The 14,202-nt window shown below is 31.1% G+C and carries 15 protein-coding genes; 8 read left to right on the plus strand and 7 right to left on the minus strand.

Annotation, left to right across the window (positions count from 1 at the left end; translation table 11 throughout):
* Positions 1-17: 17 nt before the first annotated feature.
* From ACE193_RS08190 to ACE193_RS08210, 5 genes are all read right to left on the minus strand, one after another.
* Positions 18-458, minus strand: a complete 441-nt coding sequence (locus ACE193_RS08190) for a transposase family protein (protein ID WP_375558619.1) — start codon at positions 456-458, stop codon at positions 18-20.
* Positions 412-954, minus strand: a complete 543-nt coding sequence (locus ACE193_RS08195) for a transposase family protein (protein WP_375558620.1) — start codon at positions 952-954, stop codon at positions 412-414. Before ACE193_RS08195 ends, ACE193_RS08190 begins: the two co-directional genes overlap by 47 nt.
* A gap of 76 nt (positions 955-1,030) precedes the next feature.
* Complete coding sequence (locus ACE193_RS08200; RefSeq protein WP_375562513.1) at positions 1,031-1,495, minus strand: hypothetical protein; 465 nt, start codon at positions 1,493-1,495, stop codon at positions 1,031-1,033.
* A gap of 12 nt (positions 1,496-1,507) precedes the next feature.
* Positions 1,508-3,610, minus strand: a complete 2,103-nt coding sequence (locus ACE193_RS08205) for an OmpA family protein (RefSeq protein WP_375562514.1) — start codon at positions 3,608-3,610, stop codon at positions 1,508-1,510.
* 87 nt (positions 3,611-3,697) lie between these two features.
* Positions 3,698-4,207 (minus strand): META domain-containing protein, encoded by a 510-nt coding sequence (locus ACE193_RS08210; RefSeq protein WP_375562515.1) that lies wholly within the window; start codon positions 4,205-4,207, stop codon positions 3,698-3,700.
* A 1,626-nt stretch (positions 4,208-5,833) separates the two neighbouring features.
* Here ACE193_RS08210 and ACE193_RS08215 point away from each other — a divergent pair.
* On the plus strand, positions 5,834-6,028 hold the full coding sequence (locus ACE193_RS08215) for a hypothetical protein (RefSeq protein ID WP_375562516.1): 195 nt from the start codon (positions 5,834-5,836) through the stop codon (positions 6,026-6,028).
* Positions 6,029-6,057: 29 nt separating this feature from the next.
* Here ACE193_RS08215 and ACE193_RS08220 read toward each other — a convergent pair whose 3' ends face one another.
* Positions 6,058-7,737 carry an AMP-binding protein gene (locus tag ACE193_RS08220; protein WP_375562517.1) on the minus strand — a complete coding sequence of 560 codons (1,680 nt, stop codon included), beginning with the start codon at positions 7,735-7,737 and terminating at the stop codon, positions 6,058-6,060.
* A gap of 241 nt (positions 7,738-7,978) precedes the next feature.
* Positions 7,979-8,512, minus strand: coding sequence for a phosphoribosyltransferase family protein (locus ACE193_RS08225; RefSeq protein WP_375562518.1), 534 nt, complete (start codon positions 8,510-8,512; stop codon positions 7,979-7,981).
* A 657-nt stretch (positions 8,513-9,169) separates the two neighbouring features.
* Here ACE193_RS08225 and ACE193_RS08230 point away from each other — a divergent pair.
* The 7 genes from ACE193_RS08230 (at position 9,170) to ACE193_RS08260 (ending at position 14,190) form a co-directional block, all read left to right on the plus strand.
* On the plus strand, positions 9,170-9,979 hold the full coding sequence (locus ACE193_RS08230) for a prohibitin family protein (RefSeq protein ID WP_375562519.1): 810 nt from the start codon (positions 9,170-9,172) through the stop codon (positions 9,977-9,979).
* A 177-nt stretch (positions 9,980-10,156) separates the two neighbouring features.
* Positions 10,157-11,362 carry a CpcT/CpeT family chromophore lyase gene (locus ACE193_RS08235; RefSeq protein WP_375562520.1) on the plus strand — a complete coding sequence of 402 codons (1,206 nt, stop codon included), beginning with the start codon at positions 10,157-10,159 and terminating at the stop codon, positions 11,360-11,362.
* Between the two features lie 116 nt (positions 11,363-11,478).
* Positions 11,479-11,868: a hypothetical protein gene (locus ACE193_RS08240; protein ID WP_375562521.1), complete on the plus strand. Its 390-nt coding sequence runs from the start codon at positions 11,479-11,481 to the stop codon at positions 11,866-11,868.
* Positions 11,869-12,121: 253 nt separating this feature from the next.
* Positions 12,122-12,889: an IS1 family transposase gene (locus tag ACE193_RS08245; RefSeq protein WP_375562323.1), complete on the plus strand. Its 768-nt coding sequence runs from the start codon at positions 12,122-12,124 to the stop codon at positions 12,887-12,889.
* Between the two features lie 180 nt (positions 12,890-13,069).
* Entirely contained in the window at positions 13,070-13,192 is a 123-nt protein-coding gene (locus tag ACE193_RS08250; protein ID WP_375562522.1) for a hypothetical protein, read from the plus strand.
* Between the two features lie 213 nt (positions 13,193-13,405).
* On the plus strand, positions 13,406-13,720 hold the full coding sequence (locus tag ACE193_RS08255; RefSeq protein WP_375562523.1) for a thioredoxin family protein: 315 nt from the start codon (positions 13,406-13,408) through the stop codon (positions 13,718-13,720).
* A gap of 14 nt (positions 13,721-13,734) precedes the next feature.
* Positions 13,735-14,190: a RidA family protein gene (locus ACE193_RS08260; protein ID WP_375562524.1), complete on the plus strand. Its 456-nt coding sequence runs from the start codon at positions 13,735-13,737 to the stop codon at positions 14,188-14,190.
* Positions 14,191-14,202 lie beyond the last annotated feature (12 nt).

Here is a 14,202-nt window from a genome sequence, read left to right on the forward strand (position 1 = left end):
GTAGATAATAGACTTTATTACGATAATTTTTGATAGGTTATTCTTGTCTTTACCCTTAAATTATGAATACCACACGCAATTTCCATGACTTGGTCTCTTACCTCTTCTCCCCACAATCGGATTTCATCTAAGACAATTCTAAGTCTTTTTACTCCTGCTATGCTGTGTTCTGCACGTACTCTACGACTAGACTTTTTACTATTTTCAGCCTTGTCCTGCTCCGATAATTCTTTTCCTCTAGGCTTTTTTTTGGGTTGCTCAATAAGGACACCTTTAGGTCTATGACCTTGATAACCAGTATCTTGATGAAGAATAGTTCCCTCAGGAAAGGTAATATCATCTTCTTCTAATAAACGTTTATCGTGTACTTTTCCTGTTTCTGTATCTCCTAAAAAAACTACCTCTTGATGTTTATCTGTAACTAAAGTATTTTTTATAGTGTGCTTTTTTTTTTCCACTATATACTTCTTTTTGAGCTTTGTAATCGGAGGGACGAGGAATTTCACGTTCGCTTCCATCTACCCATAACTCTAAGGCTTTACCTGCTTCTTCAACACGATCTGCAAGTTTTATTGTCCATTCCGATTCATTTCTTGCAGGCAATACATTAATTTTTCTTAAACTTTCTTTTAAAATGGGAAGAAGGCTGTTAATCCATTGATTAACTTTTCCTTGAGAAACATCAAAAGTAAGAGCTAAAGATTCCTGTAAAGGGTTGTTTTTCAAGTAGTAAAGGATAAAAAAAAGTTTCATTTCACTACCTTTTAGTTGTATTTTTGCGTGTTCTCGGAAGGTGGGCTTATTTCTAGCCTTTCCTTTGAGGTCATAATACATATAATGTTTTTCCCAAAGTGGAGAAAAAGTAGCTAATAACTCATCAAACTCTTTGATAGTCAAGCTAGTAAGAGCCATAAAAGGCTTTTCTTTTTTACGTAAGTTAGGTAAATCAATCATAAAGTAAGGATAAAATGACCGCTAATATAATAAAATTTACGTTTTAAAGTCTAATAATAAAACAAGATTTTTTTTATCAAAAATCCCAACGCCAAAACTTCCATTTACCCTCACATTTTACGCCCCATTTATTGGCTTTTTTATCTAAATCCATGTACCAATAATTGAAACCTTCTTCAAAACCAGCTCCTATTGTAAGAGAATTCCAAGCTATACTTAAACTACTAAAGATAATTAATATTCCAATACAAATCCTGTATAAAACCTTGATTACCTTACTTTCGTTGTAGAATTTTATGAATTTTGAAATGACTAACTGAAGTATAATTAGTATAATACTCCAAACAAGTGTATTCCAAATTACACCAAAAACACTATAATAACGTTCTAACGAAGTTCCTAAAGATTGTTCTGCAAAAACGAAAGGACTAGCATAATAAGTAGGAAACATGTCTTGCCCTGTACTACAATTATATTCAATCCTTATAATTAATGATAAAACAAGTCCTAGGGCAATAAATGGAATTAGTATGTATTTCATTTTTTTTTAAGATTAATAACTCAAAATCTTAAATTCCACTCTACGATTAAGTTTTTTACTTTCCTCATCTCTTTGTCGTGTAATGGGTTGTGTACTTCCATACGGACGAGTTTCGATTCTTAATTTATCAATTTTTTTCTTGACTAAATAATCTTGAATTGCTTTTACACGCAGTGCAGAAAGTTTCATATTCATAGTAGGTATTCCTTCAAGGTCGGTGTGTCCTTCTACTTCTATTTTTATGGTCGGATTCTCTAGCATAAAAATAACTAAACGGTCAAGCTCTGGATAAGATTCTACTAAAAGTTCATTTGTTCCTCGTTTGAAAAAGACATTATTCAGCCTTATTTTTTGTCCAACTTCTATTGGAGTAAGGTATAAATCTCGTTTTATTTCTTTATAGACTTCATTTCCTCTAGCATCAATATTTTCACTTACCGACACAAAACCTCTTGACTTTGCCAAGAAACCATAATTTGAATTTGGTGGTAAAGCTATTTTATAACTCCCTGTTTGTGGGTCGGCTTGAGCTGTTCCTGCATTGTCTCCTGATGGCAACATTTCATAAAAAATTTCTGCACCGATTGGTTCTTTTGTTTTGGAATTATAGACTGTTCCTGAAATAAGTAAAATTGGGTCTGGACGAACTTCTACGTGGAGTTTTGCACGATAAATATCTAGCTCAGAAACTGTCGTTTTGTTTGAATGTTTGGAAGAAGAAAAATAAGCATATTCTCCACTAGCATCAATAGAATAACCTGCATCCCAACCTGCTGAATTCAGAACATTTCCCAAATTCAACGGCTCACTCCAATTTGTCCATGTATCATCTAACCTACGACTAACATACATATCAAAACTTCCATAACCACTACGTCCATCCGAAGCAAAATAAAGCGTTTTGTTATCCGATGAAAGTGTAGGCGTAATTTCAGAAGCTGCCGAATTGAGCATATTGCCCATATTTTTTGGGGCAGACCAAGAGTTATCTTTTTGTAAAAAACTAACATACAAATCTCGTGAACCGAACGTGTCTTCTCTACGAATAGCCATAATCAAAACTTTGCGATTGGGAGCAAGACAAATCTCTGCATATCTATCAGTATTATAAAAATCCTTGATTTTCAAAGGTTCTGGGTACGACCAAGAACCATCAATAGTTTTGTATGAGATTGATGCACCTTGATCCATTTTTCCATTAGGTAAATAAGCATTAGCAAGCAAAATAACATTCCCATCAGGTGTTACCGAACACACATAATTGTGTTGATTATTATTTACAGGTTCACCTAATCGCTGTGCTTCACTCCAAACTGTGTCTGAAAGGTGACGAGAAAACCAAACATCATCATTTTCTTTTCCTGCTGAAATAGAAGGTGTGTTTTGTGGATGGTCTTTTCTATCAAAAAAAAGTGTTTTTCCATCAGGAGAAATAATGGGTAAAATTTCGCTATACGAAGAATTTACTGTTCTTGGAAGGCGTTCTACTTCATTGAAAGGAATAACTGGTGTGATATTTATTTCTGCCTTTATTTGTATATCGCTTTCCGAAATTCCGATGGCATCAATACTATTCCATCCTCCTACATCAATGGTATTGAGTTTTATTTTTACAGCTTTTACTCTATAAGTTGTTTTTTGTTTTAGATAAACATTGAGCATTCTACCTTGTGTAGAAATTGGTTCTGTTCGCTGATTTTTATAAATCAAATGTCCTTTATCTTCTGTATCGTAGAGAATAATCGCCGAAACTGCACCAGCACCAAAACTCTCTGCAATAGCAATTTGCTTCACAAAAATAGCTTTTTCAAAACCCACTTTTATCCATTCATCTTGACGAGCTTCTGGACGTGCTGGCGACCAAGCACACGGACTTTGCCAAATAGCAGGCAAAACATTTGGTTTTCCTAAAACTTGTGTTGCTGTATGTTGGGTAGGGTTATTTTCATCAAAATATTCAGAAGAAAAATCAATGAGTTTGCTTGCCCAAAAAACATTTGTATTTGTTTGTGCCTTTGATAGGGAGGAGAAAAAAAATATCCCAAAAAAAATGATAAACATAGAAAAGCTGACTTTTCTTGAATAAGAAAAAAAATCAGCTAAAGAATTGTCCAATAAGTAAAAGTTTTGTAGCATAAACACAAAGATACATAGAGAATGGAAATAAGATAGTTAAAATTTACTTCCTTTTTTTCTATTTGTTTAGTCCCAATCTTGAGCCACAAATTTCATTCTTTTTCCGTCTTCTGAAGAAAGTGTTAGAAAATGTCCTTCTAATTTGTAAGTTATCATATCAGCAAGGTTTTTTCCAAAACTGGTTTCTAGTTCCATATTTTGCTGACAAGCTTTTCTTGTCATTCCTATTTGAGAGAACGTTATATTATTACTTAAATTAGTTTTTTCGTTGGTCGAAATTGAAAAAAAGATATTGTTACACCCCATAAATGCACTTCCTTGTGCAAGTCGCTTACCTTCTAAGTCAGTTGTAATTTCTTTTAGTTTGGTAAGGTCTAGTTTAGCTCCTACTTTTATGAAGTCTTCTTTTGAAAAATTATTTCCTTCATTTACATTCATATCTGTTAGCATCCAAACTCTAGCTAATTTTTGATTTTCGGTAAGGTTTGTTGTTTTTTTATTGCTTTTGCAGCTTGAAAATAAAATGGCAGTTGAAAAAATTATAAGTAAAGATAAAAAAAATGGCTTGATATGCATCTTTGGTTTTAGTTTTAATGAATAATAATAATGTAGTTCATAAACTAACTTTTTGTGAATAATGTTTTTATAAAAAAACTAATCCTTACCATTCTAAAAATAGTAAGGATTAGGCTATATAAGATGCTTTCATAACGAAGGAACAAATTTTAAATAAAAATACAATAAATAAAACTGACTTTGTTCGCTGTTTTTTTGTACTAAATTGATTCTAACTCAAACTATCAAAAGATACATAACTACTAAGTTCGAATAAAATTGATTTTGTAGGATTAGACAGGATAAAATACAACTAGATAAATTTCATTTTATCTGAAAAGTAAGCGAAAATGATGAATTATCGTGAAATAGATTTTGTAAAAGATATGAAAACAGATTTTACTTGTTTTCTTAATTACTAATTACATTATCTGGTTTCCTGTGGGCTTACTATATTAGTTGAGACCTGAATTTAGAACAAGAGAAATACATCTTGAATTAAAATTAACATAAGTGTTGAGCAAATTTGTATGGTTTATTTGAAGCTCTAGGTGAAACATTAGTAAAGATACAAGTGAAGTTATTATTATCAATATTGAATAAATAATAACTGATTGAAATGTTTTTTGAATAAATGGCTTATCTTTTTAATTGTTTATAATAAGTATGAAAAAATAAGAATTACAAATTACTAGACTTCAAAATTAAAACTAATGTGGTTACTTTGATGCGAAAGGTTAAAAGCAAAGTATTTAGCTTTCATTACTCTCCAAAGGAATATATTTACATTACCATTTTGAATGTTTCATAAGAGTTCTGTTATCATATTTATACGTTTTCTTATTCGTACAAAATTTGAAACTGAAAATTGTTTTTAAAAGATTCTCACTATTTTTGTAGAGAGAATTTATAAATAGTTCTTTACCCTATTCATAACTACTATTTACTTAGATTTTACTTAAGCCTTTCCATCACTAATTTTCAAACAAAACATCAAGTGATTCACTATTTTTCACAGATAAACGTTTTCTAAAAAACAAATCTGAATATTTTTTATACCATATAATTAAAATTAAATTAACAATACGAGTAAAAATGAAGTAGCTTTTCTTCCAAAACCTAAAAAATCCCGATTGAATAATTTAGATGATTAATAGTAGAAATAACTACATTAAACTGCGAGTTACAGTAAATTTACTTTTATGCATATAACAAAATTGTTTTTGTACTATTACCTTTTCAAACAAATTTGAAGGTCTCAAAAGTAATACTACTTTTTGTAGATGAGGTAAAACTTATCAAAAATTCAGTATAAAAATTTCTAAAAAAGTATTGACGATTTCAATAAAAATTAGAAATAAAACATCAAAAGCAAATTGTTAAATATTCTTTCAAAAACACCTTTTGTGTCTTTTAATTCTGTAACTTGATTCAATATAGAAATTAAATTCCGATTATGCAAGTTTTTATAGAATTATTTTTCAAAAACATCTCTAACTATTACTTCCAATTTACTTACTTTGCAACGTAGTTTATTTTTCATTCGTAATGAATAAATTATTTTATTAAAATAAACTTTAACTAAAAATTATGTTCTATTATTAAAAAAGAAAAAGTCTAACTTTTCTGTTTTTTGCTTTTATTTTTTTGTCTGCTTCTTCTGCCACAGCCCAAATAAATGATTCTATCAATGATATTATTACTTCACGACTTCGCAGAAATGTAGAAATTCTTGCACTTGGAGTTCCTACTCACAACAGAAAAGGAACAATAAATACGCATAGAATTGATATAATCAAAAAAAGGTTTCGAAAAACTTGTTGCTTTTCGAAACCCTTTTAGTTGTGAAATCATTTGTTTATTCTAAATAACTAGACTTTTTCAGTTCCTAGTTCTTGTTCTTTCAAGACACGTCTAAGAATTTTACCTACATTAGATTTTGGTAATTCATCTTTAAAAACAACGTGTTTTGGCACTTTATAACCTGTCAAATGTTCTTTACAAAAAGCCCTTATTTCTTCTTTTGTAAGGCTATCATCTTTCTTAACGATACAAGCCATAATTGCTTCGTGTGATTTTTCATCTGGAATTCCGATTACACCTACTTCCAAAACTTTGTCATTGAGTGCAATTACACCCTCAATTTCGTTTGGATAAACATTGAAACCTGAAACCAAAATCATTTCTTTCTTTCTATCCACAATTTTGAAATACCCTTCTTCATCCATTACACCAATATCTCCTGTTTTGAAATAATCACCTATCATCACATTTGCAGTTTCTTCTGGACGCTCCCAATAGCCTTTCATAATTTGAGGTCCTTTTCCACAAATTTCACCTGGTTGTCCAAGTTCTACATCGTTTCCTGCATCATCCAAAATACGTACTTCTGTACTTGGGAGAGGCAATCCAATCCAACCAATACGCACATCTCCAGCTAGAGGATTTACGATAAGTCCTGGTGAAGTTTCGGTAAGTCCATACGCTTCTGCAATAGGTTGTCCTGTAACAGCTTTCCAACGATTATTTACAGCTTCTTGCACTGCCATTCCACCACCTAAAGCAACTTTAAGATGAGAAAAATCTACATTTTTAAATTCTGGTTGATTCAAAAGACCATTAAAAAGTGTATTTACACCACTAATAAGTCCCATTTTATGTTTTTTGAGTTCTTCTACAAATCCTTCCATATCTCTAGGATTTGTAATCAAAACATTCTTAACTCCATAACGCAAAAATCCAAAACAGTTGAAGGTAAGTGCAAAGATATGATACAATGGAAGCGCAGTAATACCTGTTTCGACTCCTTCTTTAATTGGACTAGCATTTATCCAAGCAACCAACTGTTGCATATTGGCTAAAATATTTCGGTGTGTTAGCATTGCACCCTTCGAAACTCCTGTTGTTCCTCCTGTATATTGTAAGAAAGCAACATCTCCAGAATCAAATTTTGGCTTACTATAATTATACTTCTTGCCTTCATAAATTGCATCTGTAAAAGAAACAGCTTGAGGAAGAGAATAAGAAGGAACCATTTTCTTCAAATACTTGATTGCCATATTCATAGCCCAACCTTTTATACCACCTACCATATCAGCTACTTCTGTAACAAAAACATGTTCTATACTTGTATGCTTGATTACCTTTTCAAGGTTAGAAGCAAAATTTGCTAAAATCAAAATCCCTTTTGCACCCGAATCTGTAAACTGATGTTCCATTTCCTTGGGAGTGTAGAGTGGATTTGTATTTACCACAATCAATCCTGCACGCAAAATGCCAAAAATAGCGATTGGATATTGAATAAGATTAGGTGATTGAATAACAAAACGATCGCCTTTCTGTAACCCTTTTCTTTGTAGATAAGCTGCAAAGGCTGCACTTTTTTCATCTAATTCATTAAATGTAAGTGTTGCTCCCATGTTTTCATAAGCAACTTTATTACCATATTTTGCAACACTTTCTTCGAATAATCCTAATAAAGAAGAATATTCATCAGGATTTATTTCTGCTGGAATGCCTTCTGGGTATGATTTGAGCCAAATTTTGTCCATAATATAAATTGAGGAGATAAGAGTGAGTTAGGTTTTTTTATGTAAAAATAGACTTTAGGGTCTATTGTCAGAATCTTTGATTGAAGTAAAATAATTATACAAAAACTAGAATGTATATGCTATAATTATAGTAATGCTATTATTGATACAAGATATTACTTTTACAGGTAATTTTCAAACTAATTAAGAATCAAAGTAGTGTTTATTTTGAAATATCCTTTAAAATCCGAATTTTTTTAGGTTAATGCAAGTAAACACCATATTTTTTTTCATCATCTAAGATAACTTCGATTCGTTCTTGTAAAGTGGTTGATAACCGAAAACCTGCAAAATCTGCTGCAATAGGAAAAGAATGATGCCCTCTATCTATCAAAACTGCTGTATGAAGTTCTTTAATTCTTACTTTTAAAAATGGGCGAAGGCTATAAGCGAGTGTTCTGCCTGTATTCAAAACATCGTCTATCAAAACAATAGATTTATTTTCAAAAACAGAAGTTTCACAATCCAAAACTACCTCACTTTGAGTAGGTTGAAGTTTATCCAAACGTACACAGATTTGAGTAATTTCTAAAGGCGAAATTTGTTTTAGTTCTTCAGCAAGTAGTTTTGTAAGAATCATTCCCATTCCTTCAATTCCTGCCAAAATAAGCGTTTTTTCTTCAAAATTTTCTTCATAAATCTCAAAGGCTAATCTGCGTATTTTTTGTTTGGTTTGTTCAGCGTTGAGAATTTGCCCTGTTTCTTGATTTGGATTTGATATAGTTGAGGATTGCAAAATGAGTCGTGTTTTAAATTTAAAAAGTATTTTGATAGACTAAGATACCAATTTTTTTATTTTATTTAGGGAAATTAAATGATAACCAAACAACAAATGAAATAAGACCAATCAAAAAAAATAATGAGCCATAAAAAAATCCCCAAAGAGTATTTTTTGAAGCTCTATCTGTATTTTTAGAAAAATGAAAAGCTCCAATTACTGTGACTTTAAAAAAAAGTAATGAAAGAATTAAGCAAAAATTATCTAGAAGTTTTAGAAAATAAACGAGTAAAAAATCTATAACAAATACTAAAATTAAAAACAAATATTTCATTTTCTGCATCTTTAAATGGAAATTACTGATTGATTAAAAACTAAATATAATAGGAAATGATTACAAACTAGGATTATGTCACTTTTTAACAAAGTCGGTTTTTAAAAGTAAAATACTTTATTTAATGATTTTTAACACCTAAATTAGAATTATTAAAAGTCAGTTTTTAGCAAATAACCTTCTTCATTGTGCATACTTTTTTCTGCTTTTGTCGTATTAGAAAGTAAATCATCTTAATTGTCTTGTTTTCATAGTAACCATCAATGAAATTCAAATGAAACCGTCATTGAGGTATTAAATAAAAACTCTAATTCCATTTTACCCATCAAATTTCTACTACAATGAATTACCTTAAAATTAACTCAAAACTTATTTTATCTCTTTTATTAATTACTATTCTTTCATTTTCTATTTCTTCATGTGGCATCGTCCGACCAGGAGAAGTAGGCGTAAAACAGCGTTTAGGAAAAATAAAAGGAGGAGTAAGACAACCTGGAATGTATTTGCACAATCCTTTTTTTACTAAAATTGTCAAAGTACCAACACGCACAATAAATATGTATGCTTCTCTCAGTTCTCTTCCTACCAAAGAAGGACTGGCGATTAGTTGTGATTTGTCTGTTTTATTTCATATCCAAGAAGAATATGCTATAAAAGTAGTTCAGACAGTTGGTGTGAAAAATGGTCAGGATATAATTATGAATGTTTTGCGCTCTTCTGTGGCTGATGTTACAGCTAACTTTTTTGCTAAGGATTTATACAACTCTGAACGTAAGGAGATAGAACTTGCCATTGCTAAAAAAATGGCTGAACGCTTAGGAGATAGAGGTTTTGTTGTAGAATCTATTCTTTTGAAAAGTATTAACTTACCTGCCAATCTTTCAAGAACAATAGAAGAAAAGTTACAAGCCGAACAACGAGCGCAAACCATGCAATTCGTTTTGGAACGTGAAAGACAAGAAGCTGAAAGAATGAAAATTGAAGCTGAAGCCATTCGTGATGCCCAAAAAATCATTAATGAATCACTCAATGAAATTACACTAAAATATTTAAGCATACAAGCATTCAAAGAGCTTTCAAAATCGAATAATGCAAAAGTAATTATCACAAATGGAAAAACTCCTTTTTTGATAGATGAAGATGGAAAGTAGGAGTTTGAGATTTCATAGTGTAGAAACTTTAAATTTTACACTATGAATTATCTAATTTTTAATTGAAAAGCCCTAAAACAAACAGTATTTTTTCTAATCAATAAATAAAGAGTATATTTACAATAGTTAATTTAACTAACTATTTTACAGATACGCTACTTTTAATAAAAAACGATTATGAAAAAGTTATTTTTTGGGAAGACAAATTTTGTTATTATTTTACTATGCTTTGCTATTTTTTCTTGTAAAAAAGATGAGGAAACAAAACTAAACGAGAGTCCAACAATTCAAATAAATTCGCCACAAGACCAAGCAGATTTTAATCTAGGAGAAGTTATTACTTTCAAAGCAACAGCAAATGATGCAGAAGATGGTGCTTTGACAAACATAACTTGGAACTCTGATAAAGACGGACAAATCGGAACAGGAAGTGAAATTTCTGTAAGTAACTTAACTGAAAATACGCATATTATTACTGCAACAGTAGAAGATAGTAAAGGAATTTCGGTTACAGCAAGTGTTACTATTTTTGTAAGTGTGCCTAATACTGCGCCTCAAATTAGTTTAGTAGAAACACCCATCGCCAAAACCTATCAAAATCGTTCTTTTTCAGCCAGTGTAACAGCCACTGATGTAGAAGACGGAAATCTGACAACTATAACATGGGTTTCGGATAAAGATGGAGAAATTGGAACAGGAACAACAGTTACTTTTTCAGATCTTTCGCCAGCTACGCATCAAATTACAGCTACTACAACTGATTCGAAGGGACTTAGTGCAGAAGTTAGTTTTAATGTGGAAGTATTGGCTATCAATCCAGAACTTTTTAAGTTAGCAAATTGGATGGTAGGTTCATTTAGTAGTCAAAATCAAGCTGACTCTAGTAGTGATGTTTATCATGTAGATGTGCGTGTTCAGTTGGTTCAGATTTGGGATGAGCGTACAGATGGATATTGGCTCTATATCGAACAGGCGTATGCAGATGATTTGGGCAGTCCGTACCGTAAGCGTATTTATCATTTGTTTGAACAAAACGGAGTGTTGAAAGACTTAATTTATGAACTTCCTAGAGGTTTGAATTTTAATGGACAATGGGCAAACCCTGATTTTTTTGATGTAGCAACACCAGCAGATTTGACCGAAAAAGTGGGTTGTGGATTAGACTTTGAATTTATTGAAGACAAAAACTGGTTTTTTACCGAAACAATAGGAAAAGACTGTACGGCTTCTATTCCAGGGGTAGCGTACTTAAAAACTACTGCTACCATTGCAGAAGACCATTTTACGAGTTGGGATTTGGGATATAATTCGTCTGACGTAATTGTTTTAGGACCTTATTCTCCTTATTATTTTGATAAAATTGAAACTTACACAGTAAAGTAATTTGAATTTATAAAAAAACAATTCTATTCTTATCCTTTATAAAACTCTCTACAAAATCAAAAAAAATTATGTAGAGAGTTTATTTTTGAGTAAATTTTGGAGAAAAATAAAATCTTATGAGTAATCAATGGAAAATAGACGAAAAATTAGCTAAAAAAGTCTATGCAAGAATAGAAAATTATACTGACGAAGAAAAACAAATTCTTTGGGATAAAATTAAAAATGAACTTCAAGAATATGATTCTTTTACAGGAACTATTTTTGTAAAAGCTCCCTTTGGTGTTTTTTTGGATATTGGGAAAGAATTTCCTGCTTTGTTAAGAGTTGTAGCTATGAAGAATCTTAATGGTAGAAATTATCCCAATTACATGAATGATGAAATATGTAATCTAGGAGCAAAAATAAAAGTCTATTTTGTGGGGATGAGTGATGATGTAAAAGATTTTATTGTTACAGAATATACAAAAGAACATATAGAATCTAATAAAGACCGTATTTTTACCTAAAAAATAAAAATATTTTCTTCAAAAAATCGTATTTCTACATTGAGAAATAACCCAAAACGTTTCGAATGTTTTAGCAAGGGGCATCGTCTATATGAGCATTTGGCGTTGGGTTTTATTCAAAACTCTCTACAAAATCAAAAAATTATGTAGAGAGTTTATTTTTGAGTAAATTTTGGGGAAAATAAATCGGTAGTGTTCTAAATATAAGGATGTTTTTTTTGAAAAAATGGCAATGAGTTGTGATATTTGTAAAATGCAAACTAAACAAACTCACATTTGCCCTCATTGCCAAGGCAAATATACCGTAAAAAACGGTCAAACTTATTACAATAAGCAAAATTACAAGTGTAAAACTTGTAAACGCCAATTTGTAGAACGTCCTTTACCTGAAAGTAAGGAAGCTATTATTAGTTCTTACCAAGATGAGTTAGTAGCTCAACTTCTATTAGAACGTATTGCTTTAAGAGGCATTAGTCGCCTTTTTAAAAAAAGTGTCAGTTGGGTTACTTCTCGTATGAAACTCTGCTATGAGCGAATAAAAGAAGATTTGCCTATTGGTCGTTTAGCTTCAGCAGATATAGATTTATATCTGGTAGAAGCCGACGAGTTATGGAGTTTAGCTACGCTGAGCTCGCAAGCTCGGTTTGTAGGTGCTAAAGATTGTCCAGAATGGATCTGGTTAGCTATCGAAAGACGTACAGGATTGGTAGTTGGATTTCATAGTGGAGGTAGAGATCAAGAGGGTGCATTAGGACTTTATTTGAGTATAGATAAGAAATTAAGAGAAAAAGCCATTGTTTATGCTGATGATTTTGCTTCTTATGGAACTGTATTTCCTAAAAAACAACTCCGACAAGAAGGTAAAAAAGAAACTACTAAAATTGAGCGTTTTAATAACACAATCAGACAGAGAAATAGCCCATTAGTTAGGCTTTCTTTATCCTTTTCTAAAAAATGGGAGAATCATTATAATTCAATCAAATATTTTATAGTAAATTACAACAATGAAATTATTGCATAGAATCCATCCTTATAAAAAGAACACCACCTAAAAATATCAATGTTGTACACAAAGAAATATTTTTTTTTATCCCTACATTACTATAATGGGAGAGTAAATCTGAAATGTAATCTTCAATAGCCATCTGTTTTTTTAAAACAAAGATAAGGTTTTTTGCATTACTAATGAACTTGTCCGTAGTTGTCAGTATTCTATAAATTTCCATTTCTTGAAAAAAACACAAAAGGAATAAAATGGCAAGATGGAAGATGGAGAGAGTACGTGTACATGGCTGAAAGTGGTGAAGTCATCTATCAAGAATAAAACCATCTACAAAAATTGCCTGCCCCAAATATTCTAAAACATAACCATTTCACAAAAGTTCTTTAGACTGGACAAAAAACTATTTCATTTTTTGTTCGTAAATTTGCATTTTATTTAAACACAGAGTTCCTAGATAAAATATATTTAAAATTCACTACTGTACAGGAAAAGGCATGCCTTTTCCCTACAATTCTTAAATCTAACTTTATTATCATGGCAGTTATAGACATAGACGACTCAAACGTAAAAGAAAACTTGAACCAAAACGAAAAAGTAATTGTAAAATATTATGCGTCTTGGTGTGGCTCATGCAGACTAATCAAACCAAAATACAAGCGTCTTTCTAATGATGAGCGTTTTGAAGCAATTACTTTTTTAGATACTGATGCAGAACACAACCCAGAAGCTAGAGGTTTAGCAGGTGTTCAGAGCCTTCCTTATTTTGCTATTTTCAAAAATGGAGAATTGGTAGAAGGTCTTTCTACAAGCAAAGAAGAGAGTTTAATTGAGCTTTTAGAGAAATTATAATATTTTGTATAGTTATGAATATTACAAAAAACTTAGAAAAAGCTAATATAACTCTTCCTTCTGTTTCAACTCCTGGAGGAACTTATGTATCTGTAAATGTAAGAGCAAACATTGCCTACGTTGCTATTCAATTTCCAATCTTAGATGGAGAATATAAGTTTCAAGGTAGATTAGGAGATGAAATTTCCACAGAAGAAGGATATGAAGCAATGAAATTATGTGCTTTAAATATTTTAGCTCAAATTGATTCAAAAATAGGTTTTGAAAATATTATGGGTCTAAATCATATAGATGCTTACTTTCAATCCAATGAAACATGGGATGATTCTCCAAAAGTTGTCAATGGAGCTTCTGATTTATTTGTGCAAATATTAGAAGATAAAGGCATTCATTCAAGAGCTATTTTTGGAGTTCACAAATTACCTAGAAATTTCTCTGTTGGATTAACAGCTACTTTTACTATCAAATAAAATTATTGAACT

Source organism: Bernardetia aquimarina, from assembly GCF_042180575.1.
Taxonomy (GTDB): domain Bacteria; phylum Bacteroidota; class Bacteroidia; order Cytophagales; family Bernardetiaceae; genus Bernardetia.

Bases quoted from the DNA above. Each gene is read 5' to 3' on its own strand.
- ACE193_RS08240 (WP_375562521.1), top strand. From the start codon at position 11,479: ATGAGTAATCAATGGAAAATAGACGAAAAATTAGCTAAAAAAGTCTAT.
- ACE193_RS08235 (WP_375562520.1), top strand. From the start codon at position 10,157: ATGAAAAAGTTATTTTTTGGGAAGACAAATTTTGTTATTATTTTACTA.
- ACE193_RS08195 (WP_375558620.1), bottom strand. From the start codon at position 954: ATGATTGATTTACCTAACTTACGTAAAAAAGAAAAGCCTTTTATGGCT.
- ACE193_RS08230 (WP_375562519.1), top strand. From the start codon at position 9,170: ATGAATTACCTTAAAATTAACTCAAAACTTATTTTATCTCTTTTATTA.
- ACE193_RS08255 (WP_375562523.1), top strand. From the start codon at position 13,406: ATGGCAGTTATAGACATAGACGACTCAAACGTAAAAGAAAACTTGAAC.
- ACE193_RS08210 (WP_375562515.1), bottom strand. From the start codon at position 4,207: ATGCATATCAAGCCATTTTTTTTATCTTTACTTATAATTTTTTCAACT.
- ACE193_RS08245 (WP_375562323.1), top strand. From the start codon at position 12,122: ATGCAAACTAAACAAACTCACATTTGCCCTCATTGCCAAGGCAAATAT.
- ACE193_RS08220 (WP_375562517.1), bottom strand. From the start codon at position 7,737: ATGGACAAAATTTGGCTCAAATCATACCCAGAAGGCATTCCAGCAGAA.
- ACE193_RS08200 (WP_375562513.1), bottom strand. From the start codon at position 1,495: ATGAAATACATACTAATTCCATTTATTGCCCTAGGACTTGTTTTATCA.
- ACE193_RS08260 (WP_375562524.1), top strand. From the start codon at position 13,735: ATGAATATTACAAAAAACTTAGAAAAAGCTAATATAACTCTTCCTTCT.